The sequence below is a fragment of the Soonwooa sp. T0.1_25 genome, from assembly GCF_057652215.1.
This window is the reverse complement of sequence record NZ_JBYFBZ010000002.1, coordinates 46,424-67,592: the sequence shown is the minus strand read 5'-3', so window position 1 is coordinate 67,592 and position 21,169 is coordinate 46,424. Positions and strand designations below refer to the sequence as shown.

Here is a 21,169-nt window from a genome sequence, read left to right as displayed (position 1 = left end):
ATTTTAACCCGATTATGACCTTGTTCTTTTTCTTGATTTTATGGTTGTTGACGATGAAGTCAGATCTTGTTTACTCCAAATTTTTTAAAAAAGCTTTTAAGTTTTCGGCGATATTTTTCGTGTTTTACTTTTTAGTAACCCAATTTTTAATTGGTTTAGGAAGTGGGAATAAATAAGAATAATGTTTAGGAATCGTGTCAATATAGTCAATCTGGGACTATTTCTAATATTAGTCGGTTTTTGTGTGGCGTTTTTTATTCAATTAAAAAAGGATAAATACTTTGATAAAAAAGTTTGGTATTGATATTTGACAACAGAAGATGCTCATCAACATTACAAAATTATAGAATATCAACTTATTTATGGTGACAACGAATATGATGGAATTTGGCAAGCAGAATATCAAATTCTTAATCCAAAAAATGCTACCAATTTTAATAATTTAGGAGATGTATTTAGTCCAAGTTTATATTCTCGATCATCGACAAAACCATATCCTCATTCTATAAGATTAAAATGGTTTTTTTACGAAGACGAAACTTTTTATGAAGCTGAAAATAAATTACCATCACAAAAAATTAAAGAATTAACTAAAAATCTTAAATCAGATCCTTGCTTCGTAGCTAAAATTCTTCCAAACGGAAAACTAGGATTTGGAATGACAGAATCAGTAGGAAACTTCAAATCCGATAGTCGTTTTGAGAAGGATAGTAAAATAAACACACTTCCTCTCGGTACTTTTCAAGGGAAGAAAATACCCGAAAATCTTAATTTATTAAGGAGTGATGGAGATCGATTCGAGGATGTAAAAATTTTAGAAGATTATATGTTTGTCTATATAACTCAAGCCAATTGGGGAATAATAGTTGACTATGTTAAAAATCTAAATGCTAAGATTGTCTTTGCAACAGATTTTCTACAGAATGATTTTAAGTTTACAGATTTCAAAAATAATACAACAAGCTTAGAAACTAATTTGTTTTCACAAAAACTTCAGTTGCAATATTATGAGGATGAATCAGGTTTTCGCTATGATTTTTTACATGATCGTATGCAGGTGATGGAGTTTTATAACACTTTATTACAAAAATCTAAGTCTAAAGATTTTTATTTTGTTTTTAAATTAAATAAAACCGATAATCTTTTTGATGTTTATCTAGAGAATTCTGGTTCTGAGGTTAAACTTAAGAATGTTGTTTCAATTAATAAAATTCAAGAAAATTAATTTTTTTTCTGTTTTAAATTGAAAATTTCGTAAAAATCGTCGTGATTTTTCTTTGTATTTCTAAATGATATTTTTTTGAAAAAATTTGCCCTTATTTCTAGGAAAAAAGCTAACTTGAAACTTCAAATTTTAAGAATGAAAAACCTAGTTTATTTATTGCTGATAACGACTTTATTTTCTTGTGGAAATATTAGTCCAAAAGGCGATATCGAAGCTAAAGATGTGGAACTTGCAGAGTTTTCAAAACTCGATGCAAAGGGGAAATTTCGACTTTTTTATGTAGAAAGTCCGCATAATTTTGTGGCGGTTGAGACAACACCCAATTTGTTTAATAATTTAGAAATCGGTGTTGAAAATAAAATTTTAACCATTAAAGAAAAAAGACCAACCGAAAAAGCAGGTTTTTATAACTTAACAATATACGGAAAACATCCTTTTGATGATGTTAAATTGGCGGATTCTGTAGAATTAAATATCTCTAGTCAGATGAAAGTCAATGACTTTAAGTTGACGCTTAAAGATCAATCCAAATTTATAGGTGGCATTATTTCTACCAAAACTTGGTTAAATATGACGCAAAAAAGTCGTGCTAATCTTCTAGGGAAAACCGATCAAGCTTATGTTAAAATTTCGGATACTGCGAGTATCATTTCGCCATATTGGTTTATCAACAGTCTAGAATTGGATTCTAAAAACGGAAACTATACCGAGGTCAATGTGGATGAAGAAATTAAAGGAACTATCACCAATACAGGCAAATTAGTCTACTACGGGAATCCTTCAAAGAAGATAAAAGTTGAGGAAAAAGCAACGATGCAGCAAAAGAATTTAAACTAAAAACACACATAACTTTTTATGACAACATTAGAAAAAGCTCAATTGTGGCTTACGGATACATTTGATACTGAAACTAAAGAAAAAGTACAACAACTTATCGACAGCAATTCACCAGATTTAGAAGATTCTTTTTATAGAGAATTGGAGTTCGGGACTGGCGGAATGCGTGGTATAATGGGCGTTGGGACTAATCGTCTTAATAAATATACACTGGGACAAGCTACGCAAGGTTTGGCGAATTATCTTCATCAATCATTTCCAAATCAAGAGATTAAAGTTGCGATTGCGTACGACGTTCGTAACAATTCTAAAGAATTTGGAAAATTGGTTGCTGATGTTTTGACAGCAAACGGAATTAAAGTTTTGTTGTTCAAAAATCACCGTCCAACGCCAGAATTGTCATTTACAGTTCGTGATAAAAAATGTAACGCAGGAATTGTGTTGACAGCATCACACAATCCGCCAGAATATAACGGTTACAAGGTTTATTGGAATGATGGAGCGCAAGTGGTTCCACCAGATGACGAAAATATTATCAAAGAAGTTTATGCAACTAAATTTGATGCTATAAAATTTGATGGAAATGATGATTTAATAGAGTGGATAGGCGAGGAGCAAGATGATGTGTACATCGATGCTTGTATGGAAAACTCTTTGTATCAAAATGTTGGAAGAGATAATTTGAATATTGTTTTCACTTCAATTCACGGTACGACTTACACAACTATTCCTAAAGCTTTGAAAAAAGCGGGTTTCACAAAAGTTGATTTGGTAACAGAACAGATGATTCCGAGCGGGAATTTCCCGACAGTAGAATCTCCGAATCCTGAAGAGCCAGCAGCTTTGGAAATGGCAATGGATTTAGCGAAAATCACCAATGGTGATATCGTTATTGGGACTGATCCAGACGGCGATAGATTAGGAATCGCCGTTCGAAATTTAAATGGAAATATAGAATTGTTAAATGGTAACCAAACCAACACAATTTTAACTTATTATATCCTTGACCAATGGAAAAAACAAGGAAAAATTACGGGTAAAGAATTTATTGGTTCTACGATTGTAACTTCTGATGTTTTCTTTGATGTTGCTGAGAAATTCGGTGTTGATTGCAAAGTTGGATTAACGGGCTTCAAATGGATTGGTAAAATGATTCGCGATTTTGAAGGTCAAGAAAAATTTGTTTGTGGTGGTGAAGAAAGTTTCGGATTTATGACGGGAGATTTCGTTAGAGATAAAGATTCTTGCGGTTCTATCTTGTTGGCGTGCGAAATTGCGGCTTGGTGCAAAGCCAATGGTAAAACGATGTATCAGTACATGATTGACATTTATAAAGAAGTCGGAATGTACTACGAAGGCTTGATAAATGTTGTTAAAAAAGGTCGTGAAGGCGCAGAAGAAATTCAGGAAATGATGAAGAATTTCCGTGAAAATCCACCAAAAGAAATCGCTGGTTCGCCAGTTGCAGAAGTTAAAGATTTTAAAGAGCAAACTTGCTTAATGGTTGCAAGCAACGAGAAAAAAGTAATGGATGATATTCCAAAATCCAATGTCTTGATTTATTACACAGAAGATGGAACTAAAGTTTGTGTGCGTCCATCGGGAACAGAACCAAAAATTAAATTTTATGTTTCTGTGAAAGATAGCATCAACTCGGAAGCTGATTTTGTCGCAAAACTTCCGATTTTAGAAAAGAAAATTGAAGCCGTAAAAGAGAGTCTTAATCTCAATTAATATCTAAATTCGGGATGAATAAATCCCGAATTTTTTGTTTAAAAATAAATTTATACGGAAATAAATAGTCTTTTATTTTTCGTTTAATAAAAAGAAAAAATCTAAATAAAATCTATAAAAAAGAAAATGAAAGTTTCAAAATTAGCAGCCAACCTTATCGGTTCCGAAATCGTAAAAATCGGAAATGAAGTAAACGATATGAAGGCTAACGGAGCGCAAATTGCCAACCTTACCATCGGTGATTTGAATTCTCAATTATATCCAATTCCTGCTTTATTAGAGGAGGAAATCGAAAAAGCATACAAAAATCATCAAACCAATTATCCACCAGCAAACGGAATTTTATCATTGAGAAAAGCCGTTTCTGAGGATTTAAAAAACCGATGGAATCTAGATTATTCGCCAGCAGATATTTTGATTACAGCTGGTGCAAGACCTTTGATTTATGCTATTTACAAAACGATTGTGGATGAAGGCGACAAGGTAATTTATCCCGTTCCATCATGGAATAACAACCATTACACTTATTTGACTTCAGCACAAGGAATAGAAGTTGAAACCAAGCCAGAAAACAACTTTTTACCGACGGCCGAAGAAATTGCACCGCATGTTTCGGATGCTGTTCTTATTTCGTTGTGTTCGCCGCTAAACCCAACTGGGACGATGTTTACGAAAGACCAACTTTACGGAATTTGTGAATTAATTTTAGAAGAAAACAAAAAACGTTCGGCAGATCAAAAGCCTTTGTATTTGTTGTACGATCAAATTTACTCTAATCTAACTTTTGGTGAGAAACATTTCAATCCAGTTTCTTTATTTCCAGAATTAAAAGAATATACGATTTTCGTTGATGGAATTTCAAAAAGCCTTGCTGCAACTGGCGTTAGAGTAGGTTGGAGTTTCGGACCTTCAGAAATTATCGAAAAAATGAAAGCTCTCAATACACACATCGGAGCTTGGGCACCAAAACCAGAGCAGGAAGCAACAGCGAATTATTATCAAAATACCACGGAATTAAATCGTTTTGTAAATCATTTCAAAGGTGAACTAGAAAACAGTTTAAAGGTTTTGCATGACGGAATTCAAGATTTAAAATCAAAAGGATTGAATGTTGATAGTATCCAACCGATGGGTGCGATGTATTTAACCATCAAAATGGATTATATCGGCAAAAAAATGTCAAACGGAGATGTTATTGAGAAAACTTCGGATTTGGTGTTTTATTTAATTCGTGAAGGTGGGGTTGCATTTGTACCATTCTCAGCATTTGGTTGTTCTGTTACGGATCCTTGGTTCCGTGCATCGGTTGGCGGACTTTCAGTTGATGAAATCAAAGAAATGCTTCCAAAATTAGAAGCTGCGCTAAATAAATTACTCTAACAATCTAATAGTTTAACAATGTAGCAATTGTATTTTAAAAATTGCTACATTGTTAGATTTCTAAATTGCTACATTTGAAAATTATGAAAATCATTGCAGTTATTCCCGCACGTTATAATTCTACCAGATTTCCAGCGAAATTAATGGAAATTCTGGGTGACAAAACCATTATTACAACCACATATCAAAACGTTTTGGCGACAGGACTTTTCGATGATGTTTTTGTGGCAACAGATTCCGAAATTATTTTCCATGAAATTGAAAAAAACGGCGGAAAAGCTGTTATGACAGGCGAACACGAAACGGGGAGCGACAGAATTGCAGAAGCTGTTCAGAATATCGATTGTGATATTGTTATTAATGTTCAAGGCGATGAACCTTTTCTTAAATTGGAGCCTCTACAACAGTTGATGGACGTTTTTAAAACCGATAACAATAAAGAAATATCTTTAGCATCTTTAAAAATTGAACTTAAAGAAAAATCGGAAATCGAAAATCCTAACAACGTAAAAGTGATTACGGATAACAATGGTTTTGCCCTATATTTCAGTCGTTCGGTTATTCCATTTCATCGCGAAACAAGCTTTAATGTTCAGTATTACAAACATATTGGTGTTTATGCATTTAGAAAAGAAGCTTTGTTGCAGTTTTCAAAATTAGAAATGAAACCATTAGAAATTTCCGAGAAAATTGAGTGTCTTCGCTATTTGGAATATGGCATGAAAATTAAATTGATAGAAACCCATTTCGTGGGTGTTGGTATTGATACACCCGAAGATTTGGAAAAAGCAAAGTTGATAATTGGTCAGAATTAACATCTTTTATAATTTTTAAAAGAAAAAAGCGTTTTAAAAAACTTATATTTGGAGCTTAATTGCAATTAATGAAGAGATTACTATTAGTATTTGGTGTGGTTCTATCGTGTTTTATTCAAGCACAAACAGCAAAAGAAATTATCGACAAAAATATTGAACTTTCGGGTGGTTTAACCAACTGGAAGCTTCTAAACTCTGTCTTATTACAAGGTCGCGTGACATTGGGAGTTAATGACGAATATCCTTTTAAAATCTATCAAAAACGTCCTAATTTGACAAAAACCGTGATTATGATTAATCAAAAGGAAACGACGGTTGAAGGTTATGATGGTAAAAAAGGCTATGCGATGAATTACGCTCAAAACAAAATTCAAGAATATCCGAGTTATGTCCCTGAAAGTTTTGATAACGATTTTATCGATTGGGAAAATAAAGGTTTTGAAGCCAATTTACTAGGTAAAGAACAAATCGGAAATAATAGTTATTTTAAGGTTGAATTGACCAAAAATGTTAACAAAACGATTTATTATTTCGATGTTAAAACTTATATGTTGTACAGAGAAGTAAAGAAAGATGAGACCTTAACTTATGATGAATACAAGAAAGTTGGAAATCTTGTGATGGCGCATCGCATCGAATCTTCTTCGCCTAAAAAAGATGGAGATTATGTTCTTTCTATTTTTAAAATTGAAGTAAATAAAGAATTCCCTGCAAATACTTTTAAGTTTTAATTAAATATAATTGATTATGAAAAAAGTATTTTATCTTAAAACTTGTGGAACTTGCAAAAAAATAATGGCGGAATTTGATTTGTCAGATTGGGATCTTCGTGAAATAAAATCAGCGCCAATTACAAAAGAAGAGTTGGCGGAAATGTATAATTTGACGAAATCTTACGAAGCTTTGTTTAGTAAAAAGTCAACGCAAATTAAGGCGCGAGAAATTGATGTAAAGACCTCAGGAGAAAAAGATTTCAAAGATTTGATTCTCGATCATTACAGTTTTTTGAAAAGACCAGTATTTATCACTGATAAAGAAATTTTTGCTGGTAGTGACAAAAAGAATTTGGAGAATCTAAGAGCTTTTTTTGAAGCGAAATAGAAGAAAGTTTTAGTATAGAACAATAAAAAATCGGCATTCAATTCTGAATGCCGATTTTCTATTTTCTTAAGTTATCTAAAAACTGTTCGAGACTATGTAAATCGGAAATTAAAACTTCTCTTGCTTTGGCACCGTTAAAACCGCCAACAACGCCTGAAGCTTCCAATTGATCCATAATTCTTCCAGCGCGGTTGTAACCTAGTTTTAACTGACGTTGCAACATCGATGTCGAACCTTGTTGCGTCGAAACGATGATTCTTGCAGCTTCTTCAAACAGTTGATCTTTCTCGTTCGGGTCAAAACTTCCAACATTAGAAGAAGTCTCTTCGCCGCTGTATTCAGGTAAGATATAGGCATCCGAATATCCTTTTTGTTCACCAATAAACTCTGCTAATTTTTCAACTTCTGGCGTATCAACAAAAGCACATTGTAGACGTGTAATTTCGTTACCATTAAAGTAAAGCATATCACCTTTTCCAATTAATTGCTCTGCGCCTGGAGAGTCCAAAATCGTACGCGAATCGGTATTTTGAATTACACGGAAAGCCACACGAGCAGGGAAGTTGGCTTTAATCATACCCGTAATAACGTTAACAGATGGACGTTGCGTCGCCACAATCAAGTGGATACCAATCGCTCTGGCAAGCTGTGCAAGACGTGCAATCGGGACTTCAACTTCTTTACCAGCTGTCATAATCAAATCCGCAAATTCGTCCACAACCAAAACAATGTAAGGTAAATAACGATGTCCGTTTTCAGGGTTTAACTTTCGTTCTGTGAATTTTTTATTGTATTCTTTTAAGTTTTTACAGAATGCATTTTTAAGCAATTCGTAACGGTTATCCATCTCTATACAAAGTGAATTAAGCGTGTTAATTACCTTGTTATTGTCCGTGATAATCGCATCTTCAGCATCTGGAAGTTTTGCTAAATAATGTCTTTCAATTTTAGAATAAAGTGATAATTCTACTTTTTTCGGGTCAACCATTACAAACTTAAGTTCACTTGGATGTTTTTTATAGAGTAAGGAAGTCAAGATGGCGTTGATACCAACAGACTTACCTTGACCAGTTGCCCCGGCCATTAGTAAGTGTGGCATTTTTGCTAAATCTGCCATGAAAATTTCGTTGGAAATGGTCTTACCAAATACCACAGGAAGATCCATATCCGAGGTTTGGAATTTATTGGAAGTAATCACCGAGCGCATCGAGACCATCGTAGGATTTTTTCTCGGAACTTCGATTCCTATGGTTCCTTTTCCTGGCATTGGTGCAATAATACGAATTCCTAAAGCCGAAAGATTAAGCGCAATATCGTCTTGTAGTTTTTTAATTTGTGCAACACGGATTCCCGCTTCTGGGACAATTTCGTAAAGTGTAACGGTTGGACCAATCGTTGCTTTAATTTCAGAAATTCCAACATTAAAATTCTTAAGAAGTCCAACAATTTTATTTTTATTTTCTTCTAATTCGTCTTTGTTAATCGTAATTTCTTCGCTTCCGTAATCTTTTAGTAAATCAAAACTAGGCATTTGGAATTTTGCTAAATCCAATCTGTGGTCGTACAAACCGTGTTCTTTCACCAATTCTTGTGATTTTGCTTCATTTGGATCAAGTTGCTCCTCTTTTTTAACTTCGATATTAAAAGCAATATCTTCAGCATTTGATGCGATGTTTTGCTGCGTTGTAATTGGTTTTTCTACAACTGGAGTTTTGCTGAAATCATTATCCAATTTAATAGAAATCGCTTCCAAATCCTTTTGAGGTCTAACAGGTGGTGTTTCAACACTTTCAAAAGTTGTTTTGTTAGGTGTTGCAATCGGTTGGATGTCTTCTGTAACTTTTATTTTTGGAAGTTCCGTTGGGATCTCTTCTTTCTCTATAATATTTTCCTTTTCAAGATCCTCTTTTTGTTCCAGTTCGTCATCAGCTTCGAAGTTTTCCTCCGATTTTGGCATCATTTCTTTTAGTTTTCCAATGGTATTGTCATTAATCTCATTGAATTTATTCCTGATACTACTTGGTCTTAAATTAAATTCTAAAACAAAATAAAGCAATATGCTTACTAATATGATAAGCCACAGTCCAACCGATCCGACATAGGCTTTAAGATAATCCATGATTTGATATCCGTAAACCCCACTCCATACACCATCGCCTTTAGTTACTATCCCAAGAAAAATAGGCAACCAACAAATGAAAAATAAACTGTGCGAAATGGTTTTCCAAGGTTTGAAGTAGTTTTTCTTAAGGATAATAAATCCGAAAACCATCAACAAAAACGGAATAATAAAAGCAGCAACGCCTATACTATCGAAGATGAAAAGATTACCCAGCCAATCGCCTATTTTTCCTAAAACATTAGAAGATTTGATGTGTCTATCGCCCATTGTGCCAGCTTGCGACTGGTCTGCTTTCCAGTTCATAAGGTAGGAGACGAAAGCGATGCTCATCATCCCAGCGATACAAAATAGTAAAATACCTGTAACGATGCGGGATTTGGGAAGAATTTTTGTTTGGTCGTTTGTGTTCGTTGTTTTGCTTTTTTCCATTGATAAATACGGTCAATTCCGTGCAAATTTAATCTTTTTTAAATGAATTTTGAAGTTAAATATAGGGCTTTCTTATCGATTCTGGTGTAAATAATTGAGGTTTTGATATATTTAGATTTAAAAATAATTTTGAAGCGTAATGTTATTTAGATTTAATAAAAATTAAAATTTAAAAAATGAATTTATATCTGATTTTTAAGATTGAATAACATAAAAAAGTGAGTAAATATTTAATAACAATTCGGAAAGTGAATTTTAGTCCTAAATTATTACTTTAACTAATCAAATTTTAGCCAATTAATAGTCAAAATCGATTATGAGAATTGTCATTAATGCCTGATTTTATATATTTAATCTAAATAACATCACTATTTTTGCATTCGACTGAATCTAGGCTATTTTTAAGTGTGTTTTTACTGGATTTAGGATCATCGTTTATATAGAATTACTATGAAAAAAATTCAGGATATTCTGATTTCGACGCGTACAATGGCGACTTTGCTATTGTTATACGCTATCGCAATGGCTGTCGCTACTTTTGTAGAAAATGACTACGGAACGCCAACTGCAAAGGCTCTAATCTATGAGGCCAAATGGTTTGAAGCGATTATGTTTTTACTGATTCTTAATTTTATTGGGAATATTGGTAGATATCGACTTCTGAGAAGAGAAAAGTGGCCAGTTCTAATGTTTCACTTGGCATTTATTTTAATTTTTATTGGTGGTGCTATTACGCGATACATCAGTTTCGAAGGGGTGATGCACATCCGCGAAGGTGAAACCAACAACGAGATTGTTACAGATAAAACCTTTCTAAAAGTAAAGGTTGAAGAAAAAGGAGAAGAGCTGCATTATCCTGATATTCCGTATCTTATGTCGCCGCTTCATTACAAAATGAATGCAAAATATAACTTCCACGAAAAACAATTGGAAGTGAAAGCGGTTAACTATATGCAACGCAAAATGGACAGCATGGTCGTTAACCCGAATGGTAAAGAGTATCTACACCTTGTTTCTACCAATGAAAAAGGCGGAAGACAAAATATCTACTTGGCGCCAGGCGATGTTCAAAATATTAATGGGACTTTGGTGAGTTTTAACAGAACTGCTATTGAAGGTGCGGTAGAATTCCGACAAGAAAAAGATTCATTGTTTATTAAAACGCCTGTTGATGCGCAGTTTATGACGATGGCAACGCAAGCAACTGGGACAACGACTAAAGATAAATTTCAACCTTTGGTTTTGAGAAGTCTTTACTCTATTAATGATCTAAAATTGGTTGTGCCAGAAGGTCTTAAAAAAGGAAGTTTGAAAGCTTACGAAGGTGATAAACAAAAAGATAAAGATGTACCAGATCAATTAACTGTCGAGGTTAAAGGTCCAAAATCTAAAATGATGGTTGATCTTTCTGTTGAGAAAGGGAACCCTAACGCATACAAACAAATCCAATTGGACGGTATGAATGTGATGATTGGCTTCGGTCCAAAAGTTTATAACACGCCTTTTGCTTTAAAACTTGATAAATTCGTGATGGAAACTTATCCAGGAAGTTCGTCGCCATCAGCGTACGAATCTCATGTACAAATTATTGATGAAGGCAAACAAACACCTTATAAAATCTATATGAACCACGTTCTTAATCATAAAGGTTACAGATTTTTCCAAGCGAGTTTTGACCCAGATAGAAAAGGGACTATTTTGTCTGTTAACCACGATTATTGGGGGACTTTAATCTCGTATATCGGTTATGGATTTTTGTTCGTAGGGATGTTTGTCACAATGTTCTGGAAAGGTTCTAGATTCTGGAATCTTAACAAAATGCTGAAAGATGTCAGCAAGAAAAAAGCTAAAGTAGCTGGTGCTTTATTATTGTTTTTAAGTTTAGGACTTAATGCACAAAAAATTGAAACCCATTCGACATCGGATGGTAGCAAAGATAATGTGTCAGCGCCTAAAACTAATAATCCTGCGCCAACTTCTAAAATGAATACCATTTCTGCAGATGATTTGGTGAAGAATATTCAAATTGATAAAGAGCACGCGGAGAAGTTTGGGCATATGCTGGTGCAAAGTTATGAAGGTCGTATACAACCGGCTAACACGCAGGCGATAGACATTTTGCATAAATTAACCAACCGCGATCACTTCCAACATTTGGATGCTAACCAATGGTTTTTAGCAGCCACAATCGATCCAATGTTTTGGGCTCAGGTTAATATTATTAAAATCGAAACTCGAGGAAAAGTTGGCAGAGATTTAGCAAAAATTACTAAAGCTAATGATGACAGTTTTACAAGTTTAGTGAAATTATTCCCAGCTGATAAGAACGGAAATCTTCGTTTCGTTTTGGAAGACGAATATAATGCGGCATTCCGTAAAAAGCCAGTTGAAAAGACAAAATTCGATGAAGCGGTTATTAAACTAAATGATAAAGTTCAGGTTCTTAATGCGTTGATGTCTTATCAATATTTCCGTGCAGTACCTGTTCAGAATGACGCTAACCACACTTGGAATTCGGTGATGACAGCGGATTTCGAAATGGATAAAAATGCGCAAGATGTTCTTGGTCCATATCTGTCAAGTGTTCTTCTTGCAACACAAAACGGAAATTGGAAAAAAGCAGACGAAGAGTTAGCAAAAGTTGAAGCTTATCAACACAAATGGGGAAAACAAGTTATTCCGCCCGATGCAAAAATAGAATTAGAAGTTCTTTTAAATAAATTAGATATCAACTTTAAGTTGTTGATTTTCTATACAATTTTAGGTAGTGTCTTGTTGATTTTTGCTTTTATTGAATTATTCAGACCAAGCAAGGTTTTAAATAAAATCGTTAAAGGATTAATCTATCTAGGAGCAGTTGGTTATTTCTTCCACTTCTTAGGATTAATTGCAAGATGGTATATCTCTGGTCACGCCCCTTGGAGTAATGGTTATGAAGCGATTATCTTCATTTCGTGGGTTGGTATCTCGGCAGGTTTCGCATTGTACCGAAATTCGAATGCATTAATTCCTGCAGCAGGATTCTTGGTTGCGGTTGTTATGATGGGATTTGCGCACGGTGGTGCAGCTTTGGATCCTCAGATAACGCCTCTTGTACCAGTTCTTAAATCTTATTGGTTAATTGTGCACGTTGCGATTATTGCATCGAGTTATGGTTTCTTCTCATTATCGATGTTGATTGCCGTAATATCTTTGATTTTCTACATTATTGCATCACCAACAGTTTTCAAAAAACATAATGATACAACTTTAAAAGAATTGGCGATCGTTAGCGAAATGTCTTTAAGTATTGGTCTTGTTGCACTTACAGTTGGTAACTTTATGGGTGGTATTTGGGCTAACGAAAGTTGGGGACGTTATTGGAGCTGGGACCCGAAAGAAACTTGGGCTTTCATCTCGATTATGGTTTATGCCTTTGTATTGCACATGAGATTGGTCCCTGGACTTCGCGGAAGACATATTTTCCATGTAATGACTATGATTGCATTCTGTTCTATGGTAATGACTTATTTTGGTGTTAATTACTACCTGACAGGTCTTCACTCGTATGCTAAAGGAGATCCTATTCCGGTTCCGCTTTGGGTATATTTAGGATTGTTATTCATGGCGACTTTGTCAGTGGTGTCTTACTTTAGATATAAAAGTTTACACAAAAGTCTTTTAATTAAAAAAGATGAACGTACGCAAGATCAACCTTAATTTTAATTAATAAATTAATAAAGGCATGTCATTAATGATGTGCCTTTTTTAGTTTTAAAACTTCATAAAAAGCTTTATTTATGCTATCTTTGCGGCAATTAGGTTAAGATGTTTTTATCTTATTAAAAGAGAATTAGGTGTAATACCTAAGCTGTACCCGCAACTGTAAACTACAAAACTTGATGTCAAATCGTTGTCCACTGAAGTCATATTTGGGAAGGACGATATCAAGATGTGAGCCAGGAGACCTGCCTAATGTTGATACTTTCGGGGATAAAGATTATGGACATTCTGTCTTTTCATTACAACTCTTTGTGTGTAATCCCCAATAGTTTCGGGAGTTAAACTAATTTAATTTTTATATTTATGAAGCGGTTTTTTACCACGTTCAGCCTATTAGTTATGGGCGCAAGTGCAATGAATGCACAAAACATCAACTTTCCAGATGCTAATTTCAAGGCAGCAATTATCAAGGCTTATCCGGCGGTAGATGCTAACAAAGATGGACAAATTTCGGAGACAGAGGCTTTGACTTTGACGACGATTCGTAATCTTTCCAATTATCCTAATATCTATGATGCAACGGGAATTGAGTATTTTACAAATTTGACAGAGCTTAATTTGGGAGATCTTATTAATCTTAACAAAATTGATGTCTCAAAAAATACGAAAGTTACGACGCTTAATCTTCGTAATAATAAACTAACAGGCGTTTTGGATGTTTCGGCACTTGATAAAATAACGAATATCGAACTTAATAAAAATCAGTTGACTGGTATTATTTTTCCTCAAAACTCGAAGTTAAAAATCGTCTACATCAATGAGAATGCCTTGGCATCGATTGATTTGTCCGAGCTTAAAGATTTGCAACGTTTATTTTTGGTTAACAACAAATTGACGAGTTTGAATGTTTTACAAAATACTAACCTAGAAAGAATTCATATCAACAACAACCAGTTGACGACTTTGGATTTGTCTGGACTTACGAAACTTAATTGGTTTTCGGCTGACTCTAATCAATTAACGAATATTGCATTCAAAAATAATCCGTTGTTAAAAACGATTTTAGCGAAGAATAATCAATTAACTTCTTTTGATTTTATGGACGGAACGCTGAACAATGTGACGCTAATTAACGTTGAAGGAAATTCTAATTTTAATTTGATTAAAAAAGATTGTGAGGATCAAATTGTAAGTGTTCCAAATATAACGGTTGAGACTAATTGCGCTATGTCGGTTGATAATCAAACTGCGAATGGGATTAAAATTTATCCAACTTTAGTGAAAGATTTTATTAATGTTGAAGGAGATTTTAAAAATCCTAGTTTCCAAATTTTCAATATGAGCGGGCAGTTGCTGCAATCGGGAGTTTTAAATTTTTCAAAAATTGATGTTTCTAAACTTTCTAAAGCAACATATATTTTGGTTTTAAACACCAACGAAAAGCTCATTAAACAAAGCTTTATCAAACAATAAAAATTTAAAACGCTTTTTTAGGCGTTTTTTTTATGTTTTGTATTTTAAAAATATATATCTTTATGATATCAAATTAATATCAAAATTTCAAACACATGGAAAAAGTTTTAAAACCAATGTCTGGTTATCTTGCTTTATTAATAAGCGTAATCCTGTTTTTTGCAGGCGTAGGATTGTTTATTTATTCTATCGATTATAGCGTAGGATTGGGAGTTGTAGCGATTTTGATGGTGTTATTGTCATTCTTTTTTATGAAAGGATTAATGATCATCCAGCCCAACCATTCGCGTGTTCTTAATTTCTTTGGAAAATATGTGGGTTCTGTTAAGGAAAATGGTTTGTTTTTTATCAACCCTTTTTATTCATCACAAAGGATGAGTTTGCGTTCCGAAAACTTGCAAGGTCAAACACTCAAGGTTAATGATAAAATGGGAAATCCCATCGAGATTGGAGCAGTTATTGTTTGGAAAGTTGGCGATACTTACAAAGCAGCTTTCGATGTTGAACGTTATTTGGAATATGTGAGAACGCAAAGTGAAGCGGCTGTTCGTCACTTGGCGGTTAGTTTTCCTTATGATAATTTGGAGGACGAAAATGCTCCAATTACCTTAAGAGGCGGTGGGGAAGATGTTAACCATATCTTGGAGAGAGAGTTGACAGAACGTCTTGCTCCTGCGGGAATTATCGTACAAGAAGCGAGAATTTCGCACTTGGCTTACGCTTCCGAAATTGCAGGTGCAATGTTACAAAGACAACAAGCGACGGCAATAGTTGCGGCAAGAACCAAAATCGTTGAAGGTGCAGTTGGGATGGTAGATTTAGCATTAAAAAAATTATCGGAAGAGAATATTGTAGAATTGGATGACGAGCGCAAAGCAGCGATGGTAAGCAATCTTATGGTAGTGTTATGTGGTGAAAAAGCCGCGCAACCAATCCTGAATACAGGAACTCTTTATAATTAATGTAAACGAAGCTTTTGAGCTTTTAAATGAAACGAAATGAGCAAGAAAAGTTTTGTTTTAAGGATTGATGAAGAAACGTATAAATTGATTGAGAAATGGGCAATCGATGAGTTCCGTAGTGTGAATGGGCAAATCGAATTTCTCATTCATCAAAGTCTTACCAATGCTGGTCGAAAGAAAAAGGAAACAAAAGAAAAGGAAACAGATAAATCTTAATAAAAAAGCTCAGAATTTTCTGAGCTTTTTGTTTTTAATATTATCGATGTTGATCAATTAATATCATATTACCATCTGGATCCTGCAGAGTCAAGCTTCCTGGACCAGATTCGTTATCGATTTGTACATTGGCTTTAATGCCATTTTCTTCAAGATGTTTAGCAATTTCGCGGACATCGTTCCAATCTTTCAATGCTTGTGCATTTTGGTCCCATCCAGGGTTAAAAGTCAAGAGATTCCCTTCGAACATTGCTTCAAAAAGACCAATAAGACTGTCGCCATTTTTCATGATTAAATATTTTTGAGCTAATGCGCCAGCAAAAACCTCAAATCCAAGTGTTTCATAAAAATTTTTAGAAACTTCTAAATTTTTGACACTCAAGCTTATAGAAAATGCACCTAATTTCATTTGATAAAATTTAATTTAAAAAAAAGCTCCAAAAATCTGGAGCCTCATATTAGTTAGCCTTACGAACAGTTCTTTGTTCAATTCTTTTTTCGTATTTCTCACCTTGGAAGATCCGTTGCACGTATATTCCCGGTGTGTGGATTTGGTCAGGATTCAATTCACCAACTTCAACCAATTCTTCAACTTCGGCAATTGTTACTTTACCAGCCATCGCCATCAAAGGATTAAAATTTCGTGACGTCGAACGGAAAATCAAATTACCCGCTGTATCGCCTTTCCAAGCTTTTACAATCGCAAAATCTGCATCAAAAGCATATTCTAACAAATAATCTTTCCCGTTGAAATTTCGCGTTTCTTTGCCTTCCGCAACTTCGGTCCCAACACCAGCAGGCGTGTAGATTGCTGGCATACCGTAACCAGCAGCCATACAACGTGTCGCCAAAGTCCCTTGTGGGATTAGGTCAACTTCTAATTCGCCACTTAACAATTGACGTTCAAATTCAGCATTTTCGCCAACATAAGACGAAATCATTTTTTTGATTTGTTTTTGGTGAAGTAATAATCCAAGTCCAAAATCGTCAACACCAGCATTATTAGAAATACAAGTTAAATTTTTGACGTTCTTTTTTACCAATTCGGCAATACTATTTTCTGGAATTCCGCAAAGACCAAAACCGCCTAGCATAATGGTAGCGCCATCTTGGATGTCATGGCAAGCTTCTTCAACGTTTTTTACCGTTTTATTAATCATAATGAGATTCTGTTTCTGTGGTTTAAAAATACTAAAAATTACAGAATTCTACGACCTAATATTGATAAACAAATAAAAAAAAAGTGATTGTCGAGTGGGGAAGTTTACAATAATCTGCCTGTTAAGAATAATCCCGCCACTGTAAAGTAAATAATTAATCCTGTGACATCCACTAAAGTTGCCACAAAAGGAGCAGATGATGTTGCGGGGTCAAGGTTTAATCTCTTTAAAACAAACGGTATCATTGATCCAGAAAGCGTTCCCCAAAGTACAATGGCAATTAAGGATACCGAAACACTTAATCCTACGTAAACCCAATATTCTCCGTAGTTAAAAAGTCCCAACTCTTGCCACATCATAATTCTTAAAAATCCAATGGCACCAAGAATTAAACCAAGCATTATACCCGATACAATTTCTTTTTTCATGACGTACCACCAATCTTTAAGACTAAGCTCTTGTAGCGCCATTGCACGGATAATTAAGGTTGCCGCCTGAGAACCCGAATTACCGCCACTCGAAATAATTAACGGAACAAATAATGCTAAAACAACTGCTTTTTCAATTTCTTTATCAAAATAGCCCATTGCACTGGCAGTCAACATTTCGGACACGAAAAGAATAATAAGCCAAGTAGCTCTTTTCTTAATCATTTCTGTCCAAGGTGTTTGCGTATAAGGCAAATCTAAAGCCTCTAAACCACCAAATTTCTGAATATCCTCGGTGTTTTGTTGTTCAATTTGGTCAAGGATATCATCAATCGTTACAATCCCAACCAAAACGCCCGCTTCAGTGATAATCGGCATTGCACTTCGGTCATATTTTTCAAAATAAGGGACTGCATCTTCTTTGGAAGTTGTCGTTGTAATCGCTACAAAATGATTGTCACAAAGTTCAGAAACCAATTGATCTTCGTCTGCTAACAACAAAGTACCAATTGTAATATCATCGATTAATCGATTTTTTTCGTCCACCACAAATAGATAATTCATGGTTTCTACTTTAGCACCAACTTTTTTAATCTGTTGAAAACAACGTTTAACAGTCCATTCTTTGCGAATTTGGATATAATAAGGGGTCATCAATCTAGCAATAGAGTCCGAGTGATAACCCAAAAGTTTTAGGGCAACACGACGTTCTTGCGGATTAAGTAGATTGATGGAATATTTAATAAGCTCATCTGGGAAATCCTCAAACAATTGCGTACGGTCATCGGGCGTCATTTCGTTAAGGATGTACGCCACTTCGTTACTACCAATACTTCGTATAGTTTCTTCTTGGAAATCGGGATCGAGATGGGCAAAAACTTCCGCTTTATCGGATTTCGGAACTTTCAAAAACGCCAAAAGCCTATCTTTAGCGGGAAGTCCACTTAGAGATTCGGCAATATCAGCTGGGTTCTTTATAAGTTCCGTGTTTTCCAAAGCTTTTTTGTTTAAAGTGCAAAAGTATTAAAAAGTCTATGAATAAAGAAATCTAGCGAAGTCCTTATAAAAATGTTAAGTAGATTTAATAAAGAAAATTTGATTGTTTTGTAATTCTTTATTCATGTTTTGAAGTGCACCTTTTGTTCCGATTTTTACAGAATTGGCAGCGGAACCTAGCATACGACCACCAGCTTTGAAGGTGTCATAACTGGTTTCTAACATAAGGTTACCTTCTGCGTCGAAAAGTTTAAGACTAACTTCGACTTGGTTAGAAAATACATATTTTCCTAATCCAACTTTAAAGTATTTAACACGAGGTACAACAGCAACGTCCGCATCGTTGTTTTTACAAAACTCTCGAAGCATATCAACATTAACGCTGTCATATTCTACAGGAATATCAATTCTTAAATAATCGCGAGTACCAAGAGACATCATTTTGTCGCTGGCAGCTGTAAAAAATACGTCGTAGGTTGGTTGTTTTATTTCCTCAATATCAGGAATAACTTCAGGTATGAAATAAAGAATCCTTTTGATATCATTTTTCTTTGCTAATTGCGCAACAGCCATTTGGCTTTTTCCAGCAGTGGAACAGCTTATTACAAGTAAAAAAACGGCAAAAATGCCAATGCCAAAAAGTACTTTTTTATTCATCGCGATTATAATGCAAAAATACTACCAATTTTTTTCTTAAATGACTTTTTTTTAAGAAAATTTAACAAATATTTGTTTTTGAATAATATTTCTCGTTAACAAATAAGTATTTAGTATAGTTATGATGTTTTTGTTGGATATTATTAAGACTTAAAATAATGTATTTACAATTTAATATTTACAATTTTTTAATTGAGAAATTGATTGTTGTTCCTGAACCTTTTTCAGAATAAATATCGAAATTTTCAGCAATATCTTTGGCTCTCCTTTCCATATTTCTCAAACCATTTCCAAAGTTGATTTCATTAGGGTTAAATCCTTTGCCATCATCGTTTATTGAGAAAATAATTTGATTCTTAGAAGTTGTTATCGAGATATCTATATTTTTTGCATTGCTATGTTTAACGGCGTTATTTATGGCTTCTTGTATTATTCTAAAAATGTTTAATCCTTCATTTGAGCTAAGTTTTCTCGATTGAAGTTGTTCTTCAATATTAAATGTAAAATTGATGTTTTCATAAGAGTATTGTGCTTTGCTAATAAAATTTAAAACTCTTAAATGGATTTCTTCAAAATTAACGTTATCATAATTCATAGCCCAAATCGTGTCTCTAAGCTCTGTAATTGTTTCTCGAGTGAAGTTACTAATTGATGAAAGTTTTTTGCTTAAAATAGTTTGGTCTATTTTGGGGATATTCTTAAGGTTATCAATAGATGAAATTATAAGGGTTAATTGTGACCCAATGTTATCATGCAAATCTCTAGATATGGACTGTCGTTGCTCGCTTAGTTTATTTTGTGATTCAATTTTTTCAAATGCAGTTTTCAGTTCAAATTCTTTTTTTTGATTTAGATTTCTAAGATTTAATTGTCGATTGATTAAGAATGCTGTTAGTAAAAGGAAAGCTATTATTATGATTAAAATTTTTATCGTATTGTTTCTTTTTTTCTCAATGGCTTGCTGTTGTAATATTTGGTTTTCTTTGGAGAATGTATCAAATTTAATTTGCAACTCGGACATTTTATCATAAGTTTCCTTATTAATAATACTATCTTTAATTGTTTGACTTTTTTTATAATATGACAAAGCATTTTGATAGTCATTTTGTGCTTCATAGGCTTGTGAAATCATATTAAGATTATGTCGAATTAAATTTGTTATTTCATAATTTGTCGCAATATTTAATGATTTTTTATAGTTATCAATTGCATGGTTATATTTCTTCATTTCAAAGTACATATCGCCATAATAAGCATATGTGTCAGAAATCCCGTAATGATCTTTGAGTGCAATTCTGTAGCTCATGGCTCTGTCAAAATATTTTTTGGCCAATCCAAATTTTTTACTTTTCGTATATGAGTAGCCAATATTAACTAAACTGTAGGGGATACCAACACTATCATTAACTTTTTCTTTAATTGAAAGTCCCTTTTTATAGTAAATCATTGCACTATCTTCTTGTTTTTTTAAGGATTTGACTTCACCATATTGATTATAAATACTTAATAATGGCGTTGAAAAATTTTTATTTTCTGCAATTTTCATTGCTTTTAGAAGATATTTTTCGGAATCCACTATATTGGTAGCCTTTAGGCGGTAGCCCAATTCGCTATATTCTTTTGATACATTTTCCCAATCTCCAATTTTTTCGAATAAGTTAATAGCTTTAGTTAAGTAAAAAATATTTTGATCATAATCACCATGAAAATACATTGCTAATGCTAATAGTGCATAGGTTTTTGCTTCAGCTTTTGTATTCCCGATTTTGTTTGCATCTTCTGCATTTCTTTCAAGTATAGGTATTGCTGTTTTTAGATTTGCTTGCAAATAGGTTAAAGGCATATTGCTTACTGAGTCTACTTTTTTTGAATTTTGCGCAAAACAAAAACTAATGCTGGTGATAAAAAATAAAAGGAAAGATTTCATAACTA

Annotated in this window: 17 protein-coding genes and 1 riboswitch; of the genes, 11 read left to right on the top strand and 6 right to left on the bottom strand. The window is 33.9% G+C overall.

All coding sequences use genetic code 11. The features are described from left to right. The first annotated feature begins 307 nt into the window (after positions 1 to 307). From AC23MB_RS03420 to AC23MB_RS03390, 7 genes are all read left to right on the top strand, one after another. A complete protein-coding gene (locus tag AC23MB_RS03420; RefSeq protein ID WP_313028158.1) occupies positions 308 to 1,225 on the top strand; it encodes a hypothetical protein in 918 nt (305 codons plus the stop codon). Positions 1,226 to 1,360: 135 nt separating this feature from the next. Then, positions 1,361 to 2,062 carry a GIN domain-containing protein gene (locus AC23MB_RS03415; RefSeq protein WP_313028160.1) on the top strand — a complete coding sequence of 234 codons (702 nt, stop codon included), beginning with the start codon at positions 1,361 to 1,363 and terminating at the stop codon, positions 2,060 to 2,062. Positions 2,063 to 2,080: 18 nt separating this feature from the next. Beyond that, entirely contained in the window at positions 2,081 to 3,796 is a 1,716-nt protein-coding gene (locus AC23MB_RS03410; protein WP_312322029.1) for a phospho-sugar mutase, read from the top strand. 126 nt (positions 3,797 to 3,922) lie between these two features. Continuing rightward, on the top strand, positions 3,923 to 5,176 hold the full coding sequence (locus AC23MB_RS03405; RefSeq protein WP_312322028.1) for a pyridoxal phosphate-dependent aminotransferase: 1,254 nt from the start codon (positions 3,923 to 3,925) through the stop codon (positions 5,174 to 5,176). Positions 5,177 to 5,259: 83 nt separating this feature from the next. Further along, positions 5,260 to 5,991, top strand: coding sequence for a 3-deoxy-manno-octulosonate cytidylyltransferase (kdsB, locus tag AC23MB_RS03400; protein ID WP_374330654.1), 732 nt, complete (start codon positions 5,260 to 5,262; stop codon positions 5,989 to 5,991). A gap of 68 nt (positions 5,992 to 6,059) precedes the next feature. Then, complete coding sequence (locus tag AC23MB_RS03395) at positions 6,060 to 6,722, top strand: histidine kinase (RefSeq protein ID WP_312322026.1); 663 nt, start codon at positions 6,060 to 6,062, stop codon at positions 6,720 to 6,722. Positions 6,723 to 6,738: 16 nt separating this feature from the next. Continuing rightward, positions 6,739 to 7,092, top strand: coding sequence for an arsenate reductase family protein (locus AC23MB_RS03390; RefSeq protein ID WP_374330652.1), 354 nt, complete (start codon positions 6,739 to 6,741; stop codon positions 7,090 to 7,092). Positions 7,093 to 7,150: 58 nt separating this feature from the next. Here AC23MB_RS03390 and AC23MB_RS03385 read toward each other — a convergent pair whose 3' ends face one another. Beyond that, positions 7,151 to 9,643: an FtsK/SpoIIIE family DNA translocase gene (locus AC23MB_RS03385; protein ID WP_312322024.1), complete on the bottom strand. Its 2,493-nt coding sequence runs from the start codon at positions 9,641 to 9,643 to the stop codon at positions 7,151 to 7,153. Between the two features lie 450 nt (positions 9,644 to 10,093). Here AC23MB_RS03385 and AC23MB_RS03380 point away from each other — a divergent pair, with 450 nt between their 5' ends. From AC23MB_RS03380 to AC23MB_RS03365, 4 genes are all read left to right on the top strand, one after another. Next, a complete protein-coding gene (locus AC23MB_RS03380; RefSeq protein ID WP_487786514.1) occupies positions 10,094 to 13,342 on the top strand; it encodes a cytochrome c biogenesis protein in 3,249 nt (1,082 codons plus the stop codon). Between the two features lie 83 nt (positions 13,343 to 13,425). Then, positions 13,426 to 13,612: riboswitch (cobalamin riboswitch) on the top strand. A gap of 132 nt (positions 13,613 to 13,744) precedes the next feature. Further along, a complete protein-coding gene (locus tag AC23MB_RS03375) occupies positions 13,745 to 14,818 on the top strand; it encodes a T9SS type A sorting domain-containing protein (RefSeq protein WP_487786513.1) in 1,074 nt (357 codons plus the stop codon). A gap of 95 nt (positions 14,819 to 14,913) precedes the next feature. After that, positions 14,914 to 15,780 (top strand): SPFH domain-containing protein, encoded by an 867-nt coding sequence (locus tag AC23MB_RS03370; protein ID WP_312322020.1) that lies wholly within the window; start codon positions 14,914 to 14,916, stop codon positions 15,778 to 15,780. A gap of 36 nt (positions 15,781 to 15,816) precedes the next feature. Continuing rightward, positions 15,817 to 15,996 carry a type II toxin-antitoxin system antitoxin gene (locus AC23MB_RS03365; RefSeq protein WP_312322019.1) on the top strand — a complete coding sequence of 60 codons (180 nt, stop codon included), beginning with the start codon at positions 15,817 to 15,819 and terminating at the stop codon, positions 15,994 to 15,996. 40 nt (positions 15,997 to 16,036) lie between these two features. Here the strand turns inward: AC23MB_RS03365 and AC23MB_RS03360 are convergent, their stop codons facing one another. From AC23MB_RS03360 to AC23MB_RS03340, 5 genes are all read right to left on the bottom strand, one after another. After that, positions 16,037 to 16,405 (bottom strand): VOC family protein, encoded by a 369-nt coding sequence (locus AC23MB_RS03360; RefSeq protein ID WP_312322017.1) that lies wholly within the window; start codon positions 16,403 to 16,405, stop codon positions 16,037 to 16,039. Between the two features lie 49 nt (positions 16,406 to 16,454). Continuing rightward, on the bottom strand, positions 16,455 to 17,156 hold the full coding sequence (locus tag AC23MB_RS03355; RefSeq protein WP_313028179.1) for a CoA transferase subunit A: 702 nt from the start codon (positions 17,154 to 17,156) through the stop codon (positions 16,455 to 16,457). 104 nt (positions 17,157 to 17,260) lie between these two features. Beyond that, positions 17,261 to 18,580: a magnesium transporter gene (gene mgtE, locus AC23MB_RS03350; RefSeq protein WP_313028181.1), complete on the bottom strand. Its 1,320-nt coding sequence runs from the start codon at positions 18,578 to 18,580 to the stop codon at positions 17,261 to 17,263. A 75-nt stretch (positions 18,581 to 18,655) separates the two neighbouring features. Further along, the gene (locus tag AC23MB_RS03345; protein ID WP_245797203.1) at positions 18,656 to 19,153 is read right to left on the bottom strand and encodes a pyruvate decarboxylase; all 498 of its coding nucleotides are present in this window, start codon (positions 19,151 to 19,153) and stop codon (positions 18,656 to 18,658) included. Between the two features lie 262 nt (positions 19,154 to 19,415). Further along, complete coding sequence (locus AC23MB_RS03340) at positions 19,416 to 21,164, bottom strand: tetratricopeptide repeat-containing sensor histidine kinase (RefSeq protein ID WP_487786512.1); 1,749 nt, start codon at positions 21,162 to 21,164, stop codon at positions 19,416 to 19,418. Between the last annotated feature and the right edge of the window lie 5 nt (positions 21,165 to 21,169).

Excerpts from the sequence above, each read along its gene's own strand:
- AC23MB_RS03415 (WP_313028160.1), top strand. The coding sequence starts at position 1,361 with ATGAAAAACCTAGTTTATTTATTGCTGATAACGACTTTATTTTCTTGT.
- AC23MB_RS03410 (WP_312322029.1), top strand. The coding sequence starts at position 2,081 with ATGACAACATTAGAAAAAGCTCAATTGTGGCTTACGGATACATTTGAT.
- AC23MB_RS03405 (WP_312322028.1), top strand. The coding sequence starts at position 3,923 with ATGAAAGTTTCAAAATTAGCAGCCAACCTTATCGGTTCCGAAATCGTA.
- kdsB (WP_374330654.1), top strand. The coding sequence starts at position 5,260 with ATGAAAATCATTGCAGTTATTCCCGCACGTTATAATTCTACCAGATTT.
- AC23MB_RS03395 (WP_312322026.1), top strand. The coding sequence starts at position 6,060 with ATGAAGAGATTACTATTAGTATTTGGTGTGGTTCTATCGTGTTTTATT.
- AC23MB_RS03390 (WP_374330652.1), top strand. The coding sequence starts at position 6,739 with ATGAAAAAAGTATTTTATCTTAAAACTTGTGGAACTTGCAAAAAAATA.
- AC23MB_RS03385 (WP_312322024.1), bottom strand. The coding sequence starts at position 9,643 with ATGGAAAAAAGCAAAACAACGAACACAAACGACCAAACAAAAATTCTT.
- AC23MB_RS03380 (WP_487786514.1), top strand. The coding sequence starts at position 10,094 with ATGAAAAAAATTCAGGATATTCTGATTTCGACGCGTACAATGGCGACT.
- AC23MB_RS03375 (WP_487786513.1), top strand. The coding sequence starts at position 13,745 with ATGGGCGCAAGTGCAATGAATGCACAAAACATCAACTTTCCAGATGCT.
- AC23MB_RS03370 (WP_312322020.1), top strand. The coding sequence starts at position 14,914 with ATGGAAAAAGTTTTAAAACCAATGTCTGGTTATCTTGCTTTATTAATA.
- AC23MB_RS03365 (WP_312322019.1), top strand. The coding sequence starts at position 15,817 with ATGAGCAAGAAAAGTTTTGTTTTAAGGATTGATGAAGAAACGTATAAA.
- AC23MB_RS03360 (WP_312322017.1), bottom strand. The coding sequence starts at position 16,405 with ATGAAATTAGGTGCATTTTCTATAAGCTTGAGTGTCAAAAATTTAGAA.
- AC23MB_RS03355 (WP_313028179.1), bottom strand. The coding sequence starts at position 17,156 with ATGATTAATAAAACGGTAAAAAACGTTGAAGAAGCTTGCCATGACATC.
- AC23MB_RS03345 (WP_245797203.1), bottom strand. The coding sequence starts at position 19,153 with ATGGCTGTTGCGCAATTAGCAAAGAAAAATGATATCAAAAGGATTCTT.
- AC23MB_RS03340 (WP_487786512.1), bottom strand. The coding sequence starts at position 21,164 with ATGAAATCTTTCCTTTTATTTTTTATCACCAGCATTAGTTTTTGTTTT.